The following is an 18,011-nucleotide window of genomic DNA, read 5'->3' as shown; positions in this document are numbered from 1 at the left end:
CCATGAAGCCTCCTGAAACCCTTGCGCATGTTTGCGCCTATGAGGGTGGTGCAGCGTGGCTGGCCCGGCTACCGGACATTTTCGATCAGTGTGTCGAAAATTGGAACCTGACCAAGATTGGAGCGCCCTATGGGGGCTCCAATGTGTCTTTCGCGGTTCCTGTCGAACGAGATGGCGACGCAGCCGTCTTGAAGATCCAGTTGCCATCACCTGAATCTGAACATGAAGCAGCGGCTCTGTCGATCTGGGATGGGGACGGAGCCGTTCGCTTGCTGGCGCATGACCCAGCGCGCTGTGCCCTTTTGCTGGAGCGGTGCGAGCCCGGTGATTATCTTGCAGACGCATCAGATGTGGATCCGCTAACGGTTGTTTCCAACCTGCTGCCGCACTTATGGAAACCGGCCGCCGCACCCTTCACACGTCTTGCCGATGCTGCTGCCCAATGGGCACAAGAGATGCCCGAAGGATGGAAAAAGGCGGGCCAACCTTGCGAACGCTATCTGGTGGATGCTGGCATCGACTACCTGACCGAACTCGGCAAAAACCAGAGAGAGTCGGTCCTGCTGCACCAGGATCTTCATGGTCACAACATCATCTCGGCTGAGAGAAACGCCTGGCTTGCCATCGACCCGAAACCATTGGTTGGCGAACGGGCCTTCTCGATCGCACCTTTGGTGAGGAGTTTTGAGTTCGGCCATACGAAAGAGGCAACGCTCTATCGGCTCGACCGGCTTTCCGATGAACTCGGTTTGGATCGCAAACGCGCTCTTGGTTGGACAGTCGCTCAGACCATGGCCTGGAGCTTTGATGGCGGCTATGTTGCGACCCACCATCAAACCGTTCGCTGGCTGCTTGGACGCTCGTCCTGATCAGGGAAGGTATTTTTTCCAGACCGCGCTGTCGCCCATGCCTTCGATAAAGGCCTTGTGGGCGGAATATTCCGTTTCCTGAAGGCGTGACGCCAAGGCTGCTGGGCGCTGGCGGGCATTGAAATTTCCTAAACCATCTTCAATGCTGACGGACTGGGACCCGGATGCTGCGGCCCGATCGTCTTCCGGCGACAAGATCAACGCTTGCTGCTTGCCGCCCATGAGCTCGAGATAGACTTCCGCCAGGATTTCCGCGTCGAGGAGAGCGCCGTGTTTGACGCGGCGGGAATTGTCGATGCCATACCGATTGCAGAGCGCATCGAGGGAATTCGGACCGCTGGGATGCCGCCGGCGGGCGATATCAAGCGTATCGATGACCTGATCGTTGGAAATCGTGCGGCGGCCCGCCCGTTCAAGCTCCATGTTGATGAAGCCCATGTCGAAGGCTGCATTGTGGATCACGAGGGTCCCATCTCCGACAAAATCAAGAAATTCATCGGCGATATGCCCGAACAGCGGTTTGTCCGACAGGAATTCTTCCGACAGGCCATGAACGTTGAACGCCTCGATCGGCATGTCGCGCTGTGGATTGATGTAGACGTGGTAGTAATTTCCGGTCGGAATATGGTTGAGGAGTTCTACCCCGCCGATTTCGACCAGCCGGTCGCCGCCTCTCGGATTAAGGCCCGTGGTTTCCGTATCGAAGGAAATTTCCCGCATCATACCGCCTTGCAGATTGTCTAACCGCAATGTGCCGACTGAGCCGGCGTGAGCCAAGCGGCTTTGCGGCTTTTCCCCGTATTGCCCATGTTCGAGACCTAGGGCATGCTCGCCAAAGCTCTAAGAATAGCCTTAACCGAGCGCCTGGCAGCCTCCATTCCCTGCCCTGTTTCGATCAGGAAGTGGGCTCGCCGCCGTTTTTCGGCATCTAGCATCTGCTTTGCCAGAATGGCTTCAAACCGCTCCACGGTCATGTCGGGCCGTGCCAGGACCCTCTCGCGTTGAACGGAGGCATCCGCCGTCACGACCACCGACACATCGACACGCCGGTCGCCGCCGGTTTCAAAGAGGAGGGGAATGTCGAGCAAGACGGCCCGGCGGCCTTCAGAACGCCCCTTTTCAAGAAACCGCTGTTCTTCTTCTCGCACCAGTGGATGAACGATCGCTTCGAGACGCTTCATCGCCTCGGGCTTTCCAAGGACCTGCGGAGACAACAACGACCGATCGACCTTGCCTTGAACGACTGTTCCTGGAAACGCAGCTTCGATCAGGGGTGCTGCGCGGCCAGCATAAAGAGCATGAACCGCTGCATCGGCATCGTGGCCTGGGACACCTGCTGCAGCAAACAAGCGCGCAGTGGTCGATTTGCCCATGCCGATGGAACCGGTCAGGCCGATCCTGATCAACCGTCCTTCTCCAGATCCGCAATCATCATTGCCCGCAACTCTTCATCCACCTCCGGGCGCATGCCGAACCAGCGTTCAAAAGCCGGAACAGCCTGATGCAGCAACATGCCGAGACCATCAACCGTGCGGTTTCCCCGCGCCTCGGCCTTCTTCAGGAGGTCCGTTTTCATCGGCACGTAAACGATGTCGGACACCAGAGCGGATTCGGGCAGCGGACCCAGATCGATTTCCAGCGGTGCCTTACCCCTCATACCCAACGACGTGGTGTTGATGAGCAGATCGGCTTTCCCGATATAATCCCCAAGGTCATCCCAGGCATGTCCAATCGTTGACGAACCGAACTTCTCGGCCATTTCCATGGCCTTTTTAGCTGTACGATTGAAGATATGCACAGTCTCGAACTTTCGAGACAAGAGCGACCAGATCACGGCGCGCGCTGCACCGCCTGCCCCCAAAACGATCGCTGTACCTGGGTTATCGTCCCAACCCGGTGCGAGCTGATCCAGGTTGCCAAGAAAGCCAATGCCATCCGTGTTGGCGCCGCAAAGTTTACCGCTGTCGTCAATCCAGAGCGTATTTGCGGCACCCATGGCCTCGGCAGCCGGATCAAGTTCTGCGCAAACCGAAGCGGCAAGCTCCTTGTGCGGCACGGTTACATTGCAGCCCACAAGACCTGAATCCTTGAAATTTCGGTAGAAGTCTTCCGCCGTTTCGGGATCCACATCGCGGCGGCCGTATTCACCTTCCAGGCCATACTTTTTCAGCCAGTGGCCATGAACCAGTGGCGAGCGAGAATAGGTTACGGGCCAACCGGTAATGGCAGCTTTTGGGGTGTTACTCATGTATCAAGCACTTTCTGGCGGCGGAGTTCTTCGAAGAGCGGCAAGAGCGGCAGTCCAAGGATGGTAAAATAGTCTCCATCGATCTTGTCAAACAACTGAACCCCGGGCCCTTCCAGCTGGTAGGCCCCAACGCTGGAGAGGGCCGTTTCGCCAACGTCTGCCAGATATTTTCCGATGTATGCCGGCGTCAGCTCGCGCATGGTCAGCCGAGCGGTCGACACGTGCCGCCAGATCGCCGATCCGTTGCGTGAAAGCACGACAGCGGACAGAAGTTCATGTGTCTTGCCCGAAAAGCGGAGCAATTGACGCCGCGCGGCTTCCATATCGTCAGGTTTGGTATGGCGCTCACCCTCGAACGCCAGGATCTGATCCGCGCCAATCACAAGATCGCCTGATCTGCGGCCGCTGACATCATTTGCCTTGGCTTCCGCGAGCACCGTCGCAAGGTCCTCGGGGGGAAACCCGGCCTCGATCAAGGGCGCTTCAACCGCCCGTTCGTCGACGTCGGCAGGATCAACCTCGAAGTTCAGGCCTGCGTTTTTCAAGAGTTCGCCGCGGATTTTGCTGCCGCTCGCCAGAACCAGTGTCATTTGAGACTTCCCATCTTTGACAAGGAGGATCACACCTCCTGATCGTCAACCTGTTTTGTTTTGGCCGCTCGATACAGCGCCATGATTTCAGCCGCGGTTTCTTCAATCGATCGGCGCGTGACATCTATGAGCGGCCACTCATTGTCGGAACATAAGCGCCTGGTCAGATTGATTTCCCGCGCGATTTCCTTCCGATCGACATATGTGTCGTTATAGTTTTCCGACTGCAAGGACAGAACCCGGTTGCGCCGGATCTGCTGAATGCGTTCGGCCGATGCAATTAGTCCAACGACCAGCGGCTTTTTCAGTTCCAGAAGCTGTGGAGGCAATGGAATGTCCGGCACCAGAGGCACATTCGCGGCCTTGATGCCCCGGTTCGCCAGATAGATGCAGGTCGGCGTCTTCGAAGTGCGTGAGATCCCCACGAGCACGATATCGGCGGCCTCGAGATCCTCCCAGATCTGACCGTCATCATGCATCATGGTGTAATTGAGCGCGTCTATACGCTTGAAATATTCCGCGTCCAGCTCGTGCTGACCGCCGATCCGGTGGGTTTGGGTCACGTTCAAGTAGGACTGAAAGACCGCAAAGACCGGATCGAGAATATTGACGAAGGGAATTCCGAGCTCACGACAGGTTCGCTCAAGCCTTGCCGATATATCCTTGTCCACCAGGGTATAGAGAACAATGCCGGGTGCCGCCTGGATCTCGCTGACAACGCGATCCAGCTGTTTTTGAGTTCGGACGAGAGGATAGACGTGCTCGATCTCCTGAACGTCTTCATACTGGACCGTCGCGGCGCGGGCGACCGTCATCAGGGTTTCGCCCGTCGAGTCCGATACCAGATGGAGATGAAAGTAGTTTCTGGACTTGTTCACGCAGTCATCCCCACCCCTGTTGAATAGCCGGGAAAATTGGCTCTTTGTCCGGTTCCGGCCCGAATTTGTGCCCGCTGACCTGTTTTTATAAACAGCACATGGTTTTCAAATGACTCCCGGCGAAACGGTCTGCTGACCATGTGGATTAACACAGTCGCCGCAAATCATGGACAGGTTTTCCACGTCTGCCCAATTCATTAATAGAGTGTTAAAATTCTTCTAAATCACTTAATAGAAACGAAATTCCGAGTTATCGACTCCTGTGGAGGGTAACTTGTCCAGAACACGCGACGATTTATCCCGTGTCGAATATGACTGTGAATGATTGTGGAAGCCAAATGATCCCGGTAATCCACTCTCAATAATAAAAAACAGATTCAAATATAGAATCTTTATTAGACAGGATTGTGGGAAAGGGGCTCCGCCTTATGAGATCCGAAGATCGTAGCGTGATGCGTGTGTTGGCAGGAGAGAAAATCTGGCCACCCCCCATCTGGATGATGCGTCAGGCAGGCCGTTATCTTCCCGAATATCGTAAGGTTCGCGCCAAGGCGCCAAACTTCCTAGACTTTTGCTACAATCCGGATCTGGCCACCGAAGTCACTCTTCAACCGATCCGCCGGTATGGCTTTGATGCGAGCATCTTGTTCTCGGACATCTTCGTCGTGCCGGACGCGATCGGCTATCCGGTAAGGTTTGAAGAAGGACGTGGTCCAGTTCTTGAACCTCTATGCAACGATCTGGTTGATCGTCTGGAACAGGAACGAGCAGAGGATCATCTTAAACCGGTCATAGAGACGGTTTCGCGTCTTCGAGCTGAGCTGCCCAAGGAAACGACGCTTCTTGGCTTCTGTGGCGCTCCCTGGACCGTTGCGTGCTATTCTGTCGCCGGACACACAACCCAGGACCAGGTCGCAGCCCGTGTGGGATCCTATCGGGACCCGGATCTTCTCGCCCGCTTCATCGACCACCTTGTTACCGCTTCGATCCGCTACCTCGTTCGTCAGCTTGATGCCGGTGCTGATGCGGTTCAGATCTTCGATACCTGGGCAGGTGTCTTGGACGATGCGGGGTTTGAGCGTTGGTCAATCGAACCGACCCGGGCTATTGTCCAGGGCGTGAAAGCTCAAAGGCCGGATGCGAAGATCATTGGCTTCCCGAAGTCATCCGCAGCGCGTATGGAAACTTACATCGCGAAGACAGGCGTTGATGCGGTTGGACTTGACTGGACCGCACCCGACAGCCTGGCTCTCGAGATCCAGAAGAAAGTTCCGATCCAGGGCAATCTCGATCCAATGCGCCTTGTCGCAGGGGGATCTGCGCTGGATGAAGGCGTTGATCACATCTTGAAGACATTCGACAAGGGTCCGCTCGTTTTCAACCTTGGCCATGGTGTGACGCCGGATGCCGATCCGGAAAACGTTGCGCGGATGGTCGAGCGGGTTAAGCGGGGGTAGGGCTGATGGGTGTCTATGAGTGGGTGAAATCCATACACGTGATTTCGATCATCGCCTGGATGGCGGGCATGCTCTACCTGCCACGGCTCTTCGTCTATCATGTCGACGCTGAGGTGGGATCAGACAAGTCGGAAACCTTCAAGGTGATGGAACGGCGCTTGCTGAAGGCCATCATCAATCCGGCCATGATCTCGGCCTGGATCTTTGGTCTGTGGGCTGCTTACGAGATCGGTGCATTCAGCCAGGGTTGGTTTCATGCAAAGCTGACGCTCGTCATCCTGATGTCCGCCGCACACGGTTACCTCTCAGGATGTGTTAAGCGTTTCGCACGAGACGAGAATAAAAAGTCGGCGAAATTCTATCGGATCCTTAATGAGGTGCCGACGGTCTTGATGATATTCATTGTTATTCTTGTCATCGGGAAGCCGTTCTGACCGCGAATTCTGTTGGATGGCAGATTTATCTGCCATCTACGCCTTTTTATGTACTTGCAGATTTTTTTGAAATCACTTAGGGTTTCGCCAAATTCCAGCTGGCGTTGTGGAGCATAAGCATCCAACGGTCCCGGCAGCCACGTCTGATCTAGACCAAACTGGCAGTCTCTCAGAATACCTTCCTATCTTCTTCTGAACTCTCGTTCCTAGTCCTGGTTTAAGAAGAACAATCAAGGCATTAATCCATCAAAATGACAGAGCCCAACTCGATTCGGGAAATGAAACTCAAAGACCTCAAACAGAAAACACCAACCGAGCTTCTGCAAGTTGCGGAAGAGCTCGAAGTTGAAAACGCGAGCACCATGCGCAAGCAGGAGCTCATGTTCGCGATCCTGAAGAACCTTGCGGCCCAGGACGTTGAAATTATCGGCGAAGGTGTCGTCGAAGTCCTGCAGGACGGCTTTGGCTTCCTTCGCTCACCAGACGCAAACTATCTTCCCGGACCTGATGACATCTATGTCTCTCCCTCCCAGATCCGCAGATTTTCCCTGCGGACAGGTGATACGGTTGAAGGACAGATTCGCAGCCCCAAGGAAGGCGAGCGCTACTTTGCCCTTCTGAAGGTCAACACGATCAACTTTGAAGATCCGGACAAGGCGCGTCACAAGGTTCACTTTGACAACCTGACCCCGCTCTATCCTGATGAAAAGTTCAAGATGGAGATTGAAGATCCAACCAAGAAGGATCTCTCTTCTCGTGTGATCGATCTGGTTGCTCCGCTCGGCAAGGGCCAGCGCGCATTGATCACCGCGCCGCCGCGCACAGGTAAGACCGTCTTCCTTCAGAACATCGCACAGTCGATCACGACCAATCATCCGGAGTGCTACCTGATCGTTCTTCTGATCGATGAGCGTCCGGAAGAAGTGACGGATATGCAGCGCACGGTGAAGGGCGAAGTTGTTTCTTCGACATTCGATGAGCCGGCAACGCGGCACGTACAGGTCGCTGAAATGGTGATCGAAAAAGCCAAGCGTCTGACGGAGCATGGCCGTGACGTTGTCATTCTTCTTGACTCCATCACGCGACTGGGCCGTGCCTACAACACCGTTGTGCCGTCTTCCGGCAAGGTTCTGACCGGTGGTGTCGACGCCAACGCCCTGCAACGCCCGAAGCGTTTCTTCGGTGCAGCCCGTAACATTGAAGAGGGCGGGTCACTGACCATCATCGCGACCGCTCTGATCGATACGGGCAGCCGTATGGATGAAGTCATCTTCGAAGAGTTCAAGGGCACGGGTAACTCTGAAATCATCCTGGATCGGAAGATCTCGGACAAGCGGGTTTATCCTGCGATTGATATTCAGCGTTCTGGCACACGTAAGGAAGAGCTTCTCGTTCCTGCCGAACGGCTCAAGAAGACGTTTGTTCTTCGCCGGATTCTCAATCCGATGGGAACTGTCGATGCGATCGAGTTCCTTCTCGACAAGCTGAAGCAGACCAAGTCGAACGACGACTTCTTCGACAGCATGAACACCTGATCTGAATCGGATCCGAACCGATTTCACAAAGGCGCGGCAATGTGGAAATTGCCGCGCCTTTATTATTTGTTAAGCATGTGTTTCACGTGAATCCATTGCCGTTGAGTCAGTTGAATCGGATGCGGGACGAAAAATGCCAGAGATGATAATGGAGACTGAGCGCCTGATCTTGCGCTCCTTCAGGGAAACCGACCGGGATGTCTTCGCGAGCATCAATGCTGACCCTGAGGTCATGCGTTACTTCCCGGCACCCCTGTCACGCGAGTTGAGCGATGCGCTGATGGACAAGGCCCTGGCAAAGGAAAAGTCCGACGGGTTCTGCTTTGCCCCGATCGAAGAAAAGGCAACGGGGGATTTTCTCGGTTTTGTCGGATTGTCCCGGCCGTCCTACGCCAAGCCTCTGCCATGCGATCCTTGCGTTGAGGTTGGCTGGCGGCTTGCGCGCAGCGCCTGGGGCAAGGGCTATGCAACAGAGGCGGCAAGGGCCTGGCTTCGATTCGGTTTCGTAACTTTGGACCTGGAGGAAATCGTCTCCTTCACCACCGTCATCAATGCTCCTTCGCGTCGGGTGATGAAGCGACTTGGGATGACCTACGATCCAGCTGACGACTTTCTTCATCCAGCTGTCGAGCAAGGTCACCCGCTGGAGCCCCACGTGCTCTATCGCCTGGGCCGGAAGGACTGGGTCGCGCAGACGGGCGGCTAGTCGACTTTCTGCAAGATTGTTTCAAGGTCTCGACGGCTTTGGATCGGGAACGAACATGCTCCCTCGCGGCAGAGATAGACGGTCGGCTTATCATCCAGCGCGTTCTTGTATTTCGCAGGGTGACCTTCTGGAAAATCATCGGTCGAGCTGACAAGGATTTGCATCAAGGCGGGATCAACCGCGCGGTTCAGAACCTTGAGAAATGGATTCGGATCCGTTCCTTCCGGCGCAACGATCACAGCCAACCGTCCGTTGGTTCGCGTATCAAAGGCCGAAAGGAGAGAGGCGGTCGCGAAGATGTTCTTCGGTATCTCTGCCGACAGAGCCATCAGCAGTTTGTCCGCCAGTGTTTTGTATCGCTCCTTGCCAGTCATCAGATAGAGCCTCGAAAAAGCTTCTGCCGCTGTTCCATTGGCGTTGGGTGTGGCTTCATCCGCAACGCTGAATGGGCGGGTGATCAGGCCCGGCGCGTCATCTGCTGTGAGGAAATAGGCGCCTTCTTCGCTCTGATAGTGCTGTTCAAGGACGGTTGCCAGGTTCTCGGCGTCCGCTATGTAGCGCTCGATCCGGTCTGGATCGGCTTCGGCAAGGGCGAGGGCTGCGACCATCATGCTTGCCTGATCTGTGGCAAAGCCCGGGAAGACCAGCGTTCCATCACGCCAGGAATGGCCGATGCGGCCGTCGCGGCTCATTTCGCTCATGACGAAGTCATAGGCTGTGCGCGCTGCCTCCAGATATGATTCACGTGAAACAAAATGGCTGGCACGGGCAAAGCCTGTGATGGTGTAGCCATTCCAGTCGGCAAGGACCTTGTCGTCCATTGACGGTCGAATGCGGCTTTCACGGCGTTTCAGAAGTTTCTCACGCATCTTGGCCAGCCGTGTTTCTTCCTTGGCAGAAACGCTCGGAGACTTCAGCCGGTTGAGGATCGTAATGCCTTCCCAGTTGCCGGAGGGATGAACGTCGTAGGCCTTGGCGAAAGCCAGGGCATCTTCCTCGCCGAGCACCTCGGTTATCTCATCCGACGACCAGACGTAAAATCGGCCTTCTTCGCCTTCGCTGTCCGCGTCCAGGCTGGAGGCAAATGCTCCGCCGGGCAGCTTCATCTCACTCAGCAGCCAATCGGCAGTCTCTTCGATTCGGCGTCGAAACAGCTCATCGCCGGTCGCCTGATAGGCATTGACGAGATGCCCGAGGTACTGGCCGTTGTCGTAGAGCATCTTTTCGAAATGGGGGACAAGCCAAAGGTGGTCGACCGAATAGCGGGCGATCCCGCCTTTGAGATGGTCATATATCCCGCCATTGCTGATCTGTCTTAGCGTATGAAGGTAGGCGTCCTTGGCGGTATCGTTGCCACCGCGCAGCCCGATGCGCCATACGAGATCGAGCACGGACGCTTGCGGGAATTTCGGCGCGCCCTTGATCCCGCCATGCTCGGTGTCGAACAGGCCGACAAGACGGTCACCCGCAGCCATCATGAGACTGCGATCGATCGGGGCAGTGGGTGTGATCTCTGCCTTCAGGGCTTGCATCAGACCGCTTCGGTTGTTTTCGATTCGCTCCCGATCCGTCTCGAAGGTGTTCGCGACAGCTTCGAGCGTATCGACGAATGAGGGACGGCCCCACTGTGCGGTCTTGGGATAATAGGTTCCGCCCCAGAAGGGTTCACCCTCTGGCGTCAGGAACATGGTCAGCGGCCAGCCACCCTGTTCGCCAAGGGCGTGAAGTGCCTTCATATAGATCTGATCAATATCGGGACGTTCCTCGCGATCGACCTTGATATTGATGAAGAGGCGGTTCATTACCTCCGCAGTCGCTGGATCCTCGAAGCTTTCATGAGCCATGACGTGGCACCAATGACAGGCTGCATAGCCTACCGACAGGAGGATCGGCTTGTTTTGGCTCTTGGCCGCTGCAAGCGCTTCTTCGCCCCATTGGTACCAGTGAACCGGGTTGTCCTTGTGCTGGAGCAGATACGGACTGGTTGATTGGGCAAGGCGGTTTTCGGTCATGGGGAGTTGCGGTCCTAACGGGATTTGCGGGTCGCTGGATGGCTAAGGTTCAGCAATTCGCCGGCGAGTGCAAGCGGGGCACGATGACCTGCTTGAATGAATGATGTGAGAGTGATGTCAGATACGATCTATGCGCTATCGAGTGGAGCCCTGCCTGCAGGTGTCGCGGTCATCCGGATGTCTGGCCCGGCTGTTGAGTTGGTCCTGAACCGTCTATGTGGGGTGGTGCCCGAGCCGCGCAAGGCCGCCTTGAAGCGCCTGGTCGATCCTGTTTCCGGAGATGTGCTTGATGAGGCGCTGGTCCTCTACTTCAAGGGGCCGGCGAGCTTTACAGGCGAGGACGTTGCAGAGCTGCAATGCCATGGCGGCCGGGCAGTTGTCGCGCGCATTCTTGATGTGCTTTCAGAGTTTGAGGGGCTGCGTCCGGCCGAGGCTGGTGAATTTACCCGGCGTGCTTTTGACCGGGGGCGGATGGATCTGACGGAGGTGGAAGGCCTGTCGGACCTGATTGCTGCTGAGACCGAGGCGCAACGCAAGCAGGCCTTTCGTCAGATGGGTGGTGGCCTTGGCCGGCTCTACGAAGACTGGCGCAAACGACTGATCCATATGCGCGCCATGATCGAGGCAGACTTCGATTTCGCCGATGAGGAAGATGTTCCAGGCAGCGTCGCGGATCAGGTTTGGGATCAGGCAGAAGGCTTGATCGGAGAAGTCGATCAACATCTGGAGCAATCGAAGAGCGGTGAGCGGCTACGATCCGGCTTGCAGGTTGTTTTGATGGGGGCGCCCAACGCAGGCAAATCAAGCTTGCTGAACGCCATTGCGGGCCGCGATGTCGCCATTGTCACAGAGGAGGCTGGAACGACGCGCGACGCGATTGAGGTTCATCTGGACCTTGGCGGTTATCCAGTGACGCTGGTTGATACGGCCGGGCTTCGCGAAACGGAGGGGCGTGTCGAGCAGGAGGGGATCCGCAGGGCCCAGGCACGTGGAGAGGCAGCCGATCTCATCCTGTGGGCGATGGAGCCCGGTGGGCTGGCCCCGGACCATTCGGTCTCCGGCCTGAGCGCGGACGTTCGTCAGTCTGTTCCGGTCTGGATCGTTCGGACAAAGGTTGATCTTGAGACTCTTCCGGAACGAGACTCTTCCGGAACAACCCTTGAGATTCCTGTATCGTGTCTGGACAAGAACGGTCTCGAAGCGCTGATTGACCGTCTTTCCGGTTTCGTTGGTGAAATGATATCAGTCGGTGAAGCGCCGCTGGCGACCCGCGCGAGACACCGCCACTTCCTGCGTGATTGCCGTGCAGCGTTGCATCATGGCTTTACGCGGGACGATCTGCCGGGCGAGCTCAGGGCAGAGGATCTTCGCTCTGCAGCTGACGCTCTTGGCCGGATCACGGGTCGGATCGATGTAGAGGATCTGCTGGATGTTATCTTCCGGGATTTCTGTATCGGGAAGTGAGACCTGTTTCACGTGAATCATTGAGGGGTTTGGCGCATCGGTTCTGACCCGGAACATGTTTCACGTGAATCATCTTCCTGTTTTCTTTTGACCAAAAATCCAGGTCAATTTATAAGGACGTCAACGGAACCGGCCAGGGGTGCTTGTGCAAATTGCTCAGCCTCTGCCGTGCGCGCCAAGAGCGCTGACAGACCAGATGGTTCCCTTGAAACTCGCTACGGTGATTTGATCCCTTTGTGCGATGGTTTGCCATCGACCGATGAATGAATATGACCATGACAAATATGATCTATGATGTGGTGGTGGTTGGCGGCGGCCATGCGGGCTGCGAGGCTGCTGCGGCATCTGCAAGGCTTGGCGCGCGGACAGCTCTTGTCACTCATCGTGCCGACACCATCGGAGTGATGTCCTGCAATCCCGCGATAGGGGGGCTCGGCAAGGGCCATCTTGTTCGAGAGATTGATGCACTTGATGGCCTGATGGGTAGGGTCGCCGACAAGGGTGGCATCCAATTTAGAATGCTGAACCGGCGGAAGGGTCCAGCTGTTCGCGGGCCTCGTGCCCAGGCAGACCGGAAGCTTTATCGCGAGGCCATGCAGGCGGAGATCGCCGCCATCGACAAACTTGATGTCGTCGAGGGTGAAGCCGATCGGCTGACATTTGATGATGGCGCGATCTCCGGGATCGTCCTTGCAGATGGACGGGAGATTGTTTGCCAGTCTGTTGTTCTGACCAGCGGCACCTTTCTGCGCGGCCTCATTCACATCGGCGACAAGAAGATACCGGCCGGACGGCAGGGAGAGGGACCAGCGATGGGGCTGTCCGTCTCCCTCGAGGAGATCGGTTTCGAGCTCGGCCGTCTGAAGACCGGTACGCCGGCACGCCTCGATGGTCGAACGATTGATTGGCAGAAGCTCGAAGAGCAGCCGGGTGATGCGGACCCGATCCCGTTTTCGACGCTGACGGAGAAGATCGAGGCGCCGCAGATCCCTTGTCATATCACACGGACGACGCCTGAGACCCATCAGATTATCCGTGAAAACCTCTCGCGCTCGGCGATGTACTCTGGCGAGATCAAGGGACGGGGTCCTCGATATTGTCCATCGATCGAGGACAAGATCGTTCGGTTTGGTGATCGCGACGGGCATCAGATTTTTCTGGAGCCTGAGGGCCTGGATGATCACACTGTCTATCCGAACGGCATTTCGACCTCGCTGCCGGAAGATGCTCAGCTGGCGTTTCTCAAGACCATTCCTGGACTTGAAAATGTCGTGGTGATCCAGCCGGGCTATGCGATTGAATATGATCATGTGGACCCACGTGAACTTTCGACCACGCTGGAGGCGAAGAAGTGCTCCGGGCTTTTCCTGGCTGGTCAGATCAACGGGACGACTGGATATGAAGAGGCGGGAGCCCAGGGCCTGATCGCAGGTCTGAACGCAGCCTTGAAAGCTGCCGGTCGCGACGCCTTCGTCGTCGATCGAAGCCAGGGGTATATTGGCGTGATGATCGATGACCTCGTCACTCGCGGGATCACCGAGCCATACCGCATGTTCACGTCACGGGCGGAATACCGCCTGTCCTTGCGGGCGGACAATGCGGATCAGCGTCTTACGCCGATCGGGGTTGAGCTGGGCTGTATCAGTGAGCAACGTCGAGTCGCTTTCGAAACGAAGATGAGCCAGATTGTTGCTGCCGGCGACTTGCTTAAGGGTCTTACCGTCACGCCGGCGGAGGCGCAGAAAAAGGGACTGCCAGTCAATCAGGATGGTATCCGTCGATCTGCCTTTGATCTGTTGTCCTATCCGGATGTGACATTCTCGCAGCTGGTCGAGGTCTGGCCGGAGCTGGAGACTGTGGGTGAGGCCATTGCCGAACAGGTGGCAACAGACGCGCTTTATGCCGTCTACCTTGAGCGCCAGGCTGCGGATATTGCAGCCTTGAAGCGGGATGAGGCCTTGGAGATTCCTGCTGGTTTCGACTTCAATGCATTGGTCGGTCTGTCAAACGAGGTTAAGCAGAAACTGGATACTGTGCGTCCGTCCACGCTCGGACAGGCGTCGCGGATGGATGGGGTCACGCCTGCGGCACTCACGCTGCTGCTGTCTCATATCAAACGTCAAAGCCGTAAGGGGGCGGCGTGATGGCTCGTCCGGTGCCTTTGAACAACTCTGCAGAGATTGTGCATAACTTCGGGGATGTTTCACGTGAAACGATCGAGCGCCTTCAGATCTACGTTGATCTGGTTCTGAAGTGGCAGCCCGCGCAAAATCTGATTGCGCCGTCGACCATCCCGGATATCTGGTCTCGCCATGTTGTCGATAGCCTGCAGACCAAGTGGACCTTGCCCGAGGCAAAGACCTGGGTGGACATTGGCAGTGGGGCGGGGTTTCCCGGTGTTGTGACGGCTATTCTGCAGGCCGACGATCCAGACGGCCATGTCCACATGATTGAAAGCAATCAGCGCAAGGCAGCTTTTTTGAGAACTGCCCTTCGTGAGACAGGGTCCAAAGGCACCGTCCATGCAGGACGGATCGAATCGGTTGCGAAAGATTGGCAGCATGGCGCCATTGATGCGGTCTCCGGCCGAGCTTTGGCCGCACTCGATTTGCTTTTGGGTTTTGCTGAGCCGTTTACCGCCGCTGGTGCGCAATGTGTTTTCCACAAAGGCCAAGATTTCCAACGAGAAGTTAACGAAGCGTCTCACGCTTGGACATTCGATCTGGTAGAAAAGGTAAGTCTTATAGATCCTACGAGCCGGATGCTTCTTTTATCCAATATCTCTCCCCGGCCCAGTAAGGAAGGTATCGCTGTATGAGCATGCTTCCAGAATCCCCGCGCGTTCTTGCGCTTGCCAATCAGAAGGGTGGTGTCGGTAAAACGACGACAGCCATCAATCTCGGGACAGCCCTTGCTGCCATTGGTGAAAAGGTTCTTGTTATCGACCTCGACCCACAGGGCAACGCTTCCACTGGTCTCGGTATTGAACGCCGTGATCGTGGGTTGTCCACCTATGACGTTCTCAGCGGCGACTGCCGCCTGGAAGAGGCGGTCAAGGATACTGCGGTTCCTCGACTCTGGGTGGCTCCATCGACGATGGATCTGCTGGGGCTCGAATTGGAAATTGCCTCGACCGGTGACCGGGCTTTCCGTCTGCGCGCAGCCATCGAGCAATTGGCCCAATCCCGGCTGTTTCAGGAAATCGGTTTTACCTATGTCCTGGTCGACTGCCCGCCGTCTCTGAACCTGCTCACCATCAACGCGCTCTCGGCATCCCATTCGATCCTGGTTCCGCTGCAATGTGAGTTCTTTGCGCTGGAAGGTCTCAGCCAGCTGCTGAGCACAGTGGAGCAGGTGCGTAACGCATTGAATCCGGAACTGACGATCCATGGCATCGTTCTGACGATGTATGACAGCCGGAACAATCTCTCCAGCCAGGTCGTGGCCGATGTGCGCGAGACGATGGGTGATGCGGTTTATGAAACCATCATTCCGCGCAACGTGCGGATCTCGGAAGCGCCGTCCTACGGAAAGCCTGCGTTGCTCTATGATCTGAAATGCTCCGGCAGTCAGGCTTACCTGCGCCTTGCATCTGAGATCATTCAGCGTGAGCGTGAGCTTCGGCGCGTTGCGGCCTAGGGCTTTGGGCTAGACTGTTGATTTCGAAGCTGTTGGATTTGGATCCGTTCCGGGTTCAACTGTGCTGAAAGCTGGCCTAGACAAATAACCTATTGAAAAATAAAGATAATTAAGAAACGGATGCGGTATGGCGGACGATAGTGGCAAGAACAAGCGCTTGGGACGTGGCCTGGCGGCGCTGATTGGCGATTCTGCTACTCAGGATACATCTCCCCCTGAGCGAACGATGCGCGACAGCCGCAAGGTTCCGATTGAGCATTTGGAGCCGAACCCACGTAATCCGCGCAAGACCTTTGCTGAGAAGGATCTGGCGGACCTCACTGAATCTCTGCGTGCAAAAGGGATTGTCCAGCCTATCCTCGTTCGCCCGGCCGCAGGAAAACAGGATCGTTTCGAGATCATCGCAGGTGAGCGTCGCTGGCGTGCCGCACAAAAGGCCGGTCTCCACGAAGCGCCGATCATCATTCGCGATGTCACCGATCAGGAAGCGCTTGAGCTCGCGATCATCGAGAATGTTCAGCGCGCAGACCTGAACCCGATCGAAGAAGCGATGGGCTATGATCAGCTGACCGCCGAGTTCAACTACAGCCAGGGTGAATTGGCCAAGGTCATCGGCAAGAGCCGAAGCCATGTCGCCAACACCATGCGGTTGCTGAAGTTGCCGAATTCGGTGAAGGACTATCTGGCTGAAGGACTTTTGACCGCTGGTCATGCCCGTGCGCTGATCACCGTGGAAGACCCGGCTGCGCTCGCGGACCTTATTGTTGCCAAGGGTCTGACCGTTCGTGACGCCGAGAAACTGGCGCAGGATCCAGAGGCGCTGCAAAAGCTCCTTAGCGGCGGCAAGAGCGAAGTGGCCAAGCCGGAAAAGGATGCCGATACCAAGGCGTTGGAGAAGCGGCTGGCGGATACGCTTGGACTGAAAGTCAGTGTTGGTCACAAGCCGGGCAAGGAAAGTGGCGATCTGAAGATCAAATACACCTCGCTTGAGCAGCTTGATGAGCTTTGCCGCAAGCTGGGCGTCGAAACTGGCTGAATGCAAGCCTGAATTCGGTTGCGTAATGATGAGGTCGGGCTGGTGCCCGGCCTTTTATGTTGCCTTGTAGCTGGCGGATTTGGGGCCGTTTGTTCTAGCGGCGTCGTGCAGAGCGCGATTTGGCGACACGAGCCAGCGTCAGGAGCGCTTCAGACAGCACTGGAGCGCCAAGGCCGGCATTTAGGCGGGAAACCTTCATCGCTTCATGGAGGCGCTCTGTGGCCTTCGACAGGTCTTCTGAGGACCATATCTGGATCTGGCGAGCAATGGCGGTCTTGCGCTTGAAAAAGACCGGAGGCCGTTGGCCGTCGACGATCGCTTGGGGCTGTATTCCGCGGTCGACGTCCGCACGCATTCGGTGAAGCCATTGAAAATGCTTCAGGGCCTGTCCTGCGATCACAGACGCATTTGATCCTTGAGCGTCCAAACGCTCAAGACCATGGTCGAGTGTTTCGAGATTTCCCATCGCCGCGGAGTCGATCAACTCCGACATTTCAAAAGCCGAAGCGTCGCCTATGATCGCTTCGACATCGTCGCTTTCAATGCGGCCTTTTCCAAAGGCGTAGAGACAGAGCTTCTTGAGCTCTCCGCGACTGGCCATTCTGTCGGCGCCGAGTAGGCTGTGAAGCGCGGTGCGTGCCTCCCGGGAAATGCTGAGCTCTGCGTCCCGGGTTTCCTGATCGATCAAAGTGTCGATGTCACGGCCCGTGTCGGCGTAGCAGGGTACGGCAACTGCGCGGCGATCAGACTCGAACAACTTGCGCAGGCTCGTTCCCTTTTTCAGGTCACCGGCTTCGACGACAACCAAAGAAGGATTGTTATCGAGTTTGAGAAGGGGAGTGACAGCTGGAGAGAGGTTCTTTCCGCCAGCATCCTTAATCCAGATGATGCGGCGGCCGCCGAAGAGCGGCACCGTCAATGCTTCGTCAATCAGCCGATTCGGGTCGGAAACGATCTCCGATGCGTCGATCTTGGCCAGGTTGAAGGGATCATCGTCCCCTTCCGAGGCTTTGGTGACCAAGGCAGACGCGCGTTCGGAGACGAGACCTGTGTCAGGGCCATAGATCAGCACCGCGCCGCCGGCTGCGGGCGGCTTTGCAAGGAAACGGTCTATTTCGCCCGCCTTGAGCGCGGTCATGAGCT

The 18,011-nt window shown here is 56.5% G+C and carries 17 protein-coding genes; 10 read left to right on the top strand and 7 right to left on the bottom strand.

The annotated features are described in order from the left end of the window. Positions 1-2: 2 nt before the first annotated feature. Entirely contained in the window at positions 3-869 is an 867-nt protein-coding gene (locus tag IG617_RS14960) for an aminoglycoside phosphotransferase family protein (protein WP_192110046.1), read from the top strand. Here IG617_RS14960 and dnaQ read toward each other — a convergent pair whose 3' ends face one another. The 5 genes from dnaQ to IG617_RS14935 all read right to left on the bottom strand — a co-directional run bounded on the left by dnaQ (position 870) and on the right by IG617_RS14935 (position 4,585). Beyond that, complete coding sequence (gene dnaQ, locus IG617_RS14955; protein WP_192110045.1) at positions 870-1,589, bottom strand: DNA polymerase III subunit epsilon; 720 nt, start codon at positions 1,587-1,589, stop codon at positions 870-872. It abuts the gene before it with no gap. 98 nt (positions 1,590-1,687) lie between these two features. Then, on the bottom strand, positions 1,688-2,275 hold the full coding sequence (gene coaE, locus IG617_RS14950) for a dephospho-CoA kinase (RefSeq protein ID WP_192110044.1): 588 nt from the start codon (positions 2,273-2,275) through the stop codon (positions 1,688-1,690). Next, positions 2,272-3,117, bottom strand: coding sequence for a shikimate dehydrogenase (locus IG617_RS14945; RefSeq protein WP_192110043.1), 846 nt, complete (start codon positions 3,115-3,117; stop codon positions 2,272-2,274). Before IG617_RS14945 ends, coaE begins: the two co-directional genes overlap by 4 nt. Beyond that, positions 3,114-3,707 carry a Maf-like protein gene (locus IG617_RS14940; protein WP_192110042.1) on the bottom strand — a complete coding sequence of 198 codons (594 nt, stop codon included), beginning with the start codon at positions 3,705-3,707 and terminating at the stop codon, positions 3,114-3,116. Before IG617_RS14940 ends, IG617_RS14945 begins: the two co-directional genes overlap by 4 nt. Positions 3,708-3,736: 29 nt before the next feature. Further along, positions 3,737-4,585: a pyruvate, water dikinase regulatory protein gene (locus tag IG617_RS14935; protein WP_192110041.1), complete on the bottom strand. Its 849-nt coding sequence runs from the start codon at positions 4,583-4,585 to the stop codon at positions 3,737-3,739. A 452-nt stretch (positions 4,586-5,037) separates the two neighbouring features. On the opposite strand from IG617_RS14935, the gene hemE reads away from it, so the two are divergent. The 4 genes from hemE to IG617_RS14915 all read left to right on the top strand — a co-directional run bounded on the left by hemE (position 5,038) and on the right by IG617_RS14915 (position 8,717). Then, positions 5,038-6,042 carry a uroporphyrinogen decarboxylase gene (hemE, locus tag IG617_RS14930; RefSeq protein WP_192110040.1) on the top strand — a complete coding sequence of 335 codons (1,005 nt, stop codon included), beginning with the start codon at positions 5,038-5,040 and terminating at the stop codon, positions 6,040-6,042. Between the two features lie 5 nt (positions 6,043-6,047). Further along, entirely contained in the window at positions 6,048-6,476 is a 429-nt protein-coding gene (hemJ, locus tag IG617_RS14925; protein WP_192110039.1) for a protoporphyrinogen oxidase HemJ, read from the top strand. 269 nt (positions 6,477-6,745) lie between these two features. Next, complete coding sequence (gene rho, locus IG617_RS14920) at positions 6,746-8,011, top strand: transcription termination factor Rho (protein ID WP_153771789.1); 1,266 nt, start codon at positions 6,746-6,748, stop codon at positions 8,009-8,011. A gap of 133 nt (positions 8,012-8,144) precedes the next feature. Next, complete coding sequence (locus tag IG617_RS14915) at positions 8,145-8,717, top strand: GNAT family N-acetyltransferase (RefSeq protein WP_254170564.1); 573 nt, start codon at positions 8,145-8,147, stop codon at positions 8,715-8,717. Here IG617_RS14915 and IG617_RS14910 read toward each other — a convergent pair. Beyond that, a complete protein-coding gene (locus tag IG617_RS14910; protein WP_192110038.1) occupies positions 8,714-10,729 on the bottom strand; it encodes a thioredoxin domain-containing protein in 2,016 nt (671 codons plus the stop codon). The two genes, IG617_RS14915 and IG617_RS14910, sit on opposite strands and share 4 nt — an antisense overlap. 96 nt (positions 10,730-10,825) lie before the next feature. Here IG617_RS14910 and mnmE point away from each other — a divergent pair, with 96 nt between their 5' ends. From mnmE to IG617_RS14885, 5 genes are all read left to right on the top strand, one after another. Continuing rightward, positions 10,826-12,193, top strand: coding sequence for a tRNA uridine-5-carboxymethylaminomethyl(34) synthesis GTPase MnmE (gene mnmE / locus IG617_RS14905; RefSeq protein WP_209008501.1), 1,368 nt, complete (start codon positions 10,826-10,828; stop codon positions 12,191-12,193). 269 nt (positions 12,194-12,462) lie between these two features. Further along, positions 12,463-14,337, top strand: coding sequence for a tRNA uridine-5-carboxymethylaminomethyl(34) synthesis enzyme MnmG (gene mnmG / locus IG617_RS14900; protein WP_192110037.1), 1,875 nt, complete (start codon positions 12,463-12,465; stop codon positions 14,335-14,337). Further along, a complete protein-coding gene (rsmG, locus tag IG617_RS14895) occupies positions 14,337-15,011 on the top strand; it encodes a 16S rRNA (guanine(527)-N(7))-methyltransferase RsmG (protein WP_192110036.1) in 675 nt (224 codons plus the stop codon). The genes mnmG and rsmG overlap by 1 nt, the downstream gene beginning before the upstream one ends. Continuing rightward, positions 15,008-15,832 carry a ParA family protein gene (locus tag IG617_RS14890; RefSeq protein ID WP_192110035.1) on the top strand — a complete coding sequence of 275 codons (825 nt, stop codon included), beginning with the start codon at positions 15,008-15,010 and terminating at the stop codon, positions 15,830-15,832. The genes rsmG and IG617_RS14890 overlap by 4 nt, the downstream gene beginning before the upstream one ends. A 127-nt stretch (positions 15,833-15,959) precedes the next feature. Then, entirely contained in the window at positions 15,960-16,868 is a 909-nt protein-coding gene (locus IG617_RS14885; protein ID WP_192110034.1) for a ParB/RepB/Spo0J family partition protein, read from the top strand. A gap of 94 nt (positions 16,869-16,962) precedes the next feature. Here the strand turns inward: IG617_RS14885 and holA are convergent, their stop codons facing one another. Next, a complete protein-coding gene (holA, locus tag IG617_RS14880) occupies positions 16,963-18,006 on the bottom strand; it encodes a DNA polymerase III subunit delta (RefSeq protein WP_192110033.1) in 1,044 nt (347 codons plus the stop codon). Positions 18,007-18,011: the final 5 nt, after the last annotated feature.

Source organism: Roseibium polysiphoniae (assembly GCF_014842925.1).
GTDB classification, from domain to species: Bacteria; Pseudomonadota; Alphaproteobacteria; order Rhizobiales; family Stappiaceae; genus Roseibium; species Roseibium polysiphoniae.
Note: the sequence above shows the minus strand (reverse complement) of the source record. Positions and strands in the feature narration are given on the sequence as shown.

Coding starts and splice junctions, on each gene's coding strand:
- IG617_RS14960 (WP_192110046.1), top strand. CDS start 3: ATGAAGCCTCCTGAAACCCTTGCGCATGTTTGCGCCTATGAGGGTGGT.
- dnaQ (WP_192110045.1), bottom strand. CDS start 1,589: ATGCGGGAAATTTCCTTCGATACGGAAACCACGGGCCTTAATCCGAGA.
- IG617_RS14945 (WP_192110043.1), bottom strand. CDS start 3,117: ATGAGTAACACCCCAAAAGCTGCCATTACCGGTTGGCCCGTAACCTAT.
- IG617_RS14940 (WP_192110042.1), bottom strand. CDS start 3,707: ATGACACTGGTTCTGGCGAGCGGCAGCAAAATCCGCGGCGAACTCTTG.
- hemE (WP_192110040.1), top strand. CDS start 5,038: ATGCGTGTGTTGGCAGGAGAGAAAATCTGGCCACCCCCCATCTGGATG.
- hemJ (WP_192110039.1), top strand. CDS start 6,048: ATGGGTGTCTATGAGTGGGTGAAATCCATACACGTGATTTCGATCATC.
- IG617_RS14915 (WP_254170564.1), top strand. CDS start 8,145: ATGCCAGAGATGATAATGGAGACTGAGCGCCTGATCTTGCGCTCCTTC.
- IG617_RS14910 (WP_192110038.1), bottom strand. CDS start 10,729: ATGACCGAAAACCGCCTTGCCCAATCAACCAGTCCGTATCTGCTCCAG.
- mnmE (WP_209008501.1), top strand. CDS start 10,826: ATGAATGATGTGAGAGTGATGTCAGATACGATCTATGCGCTATCGAGT.
- mnmG (WP_192110037.1), top strand. CDS start 12,463: ATGACCATGACAAATATGATCTATGATGTGGTGGTGGTTGGCGGCGGC.
- rsmG (WP_192110036.1), top strand. CDS start 14,337: ATGGCTCGTCCGGTGCCTTTGAACAACTCTGCAGAGATTGTGCATAAC.
- IG617_RS14890 (WP_192110035.1), top strand. CDS start 15,008: ATGAGCATGCTTCCAGAATCCCCGCGCGTTCTTGCGCTTGCCAATCAG.
- IG617_RS14885 (WP_192110034.1), top strand. CDS start 15,960: ATGGCGGACGATAGTGGCAAGAACAAGCGCTTGGGACGTGGCCTGGCG.
- holA (WP_192110033.1), bottom strand. CDS start 18,006: ATGACCGCGCTCAAGGCGGGCGAAATAGACCGTTTCCTTGCAAAGCCG.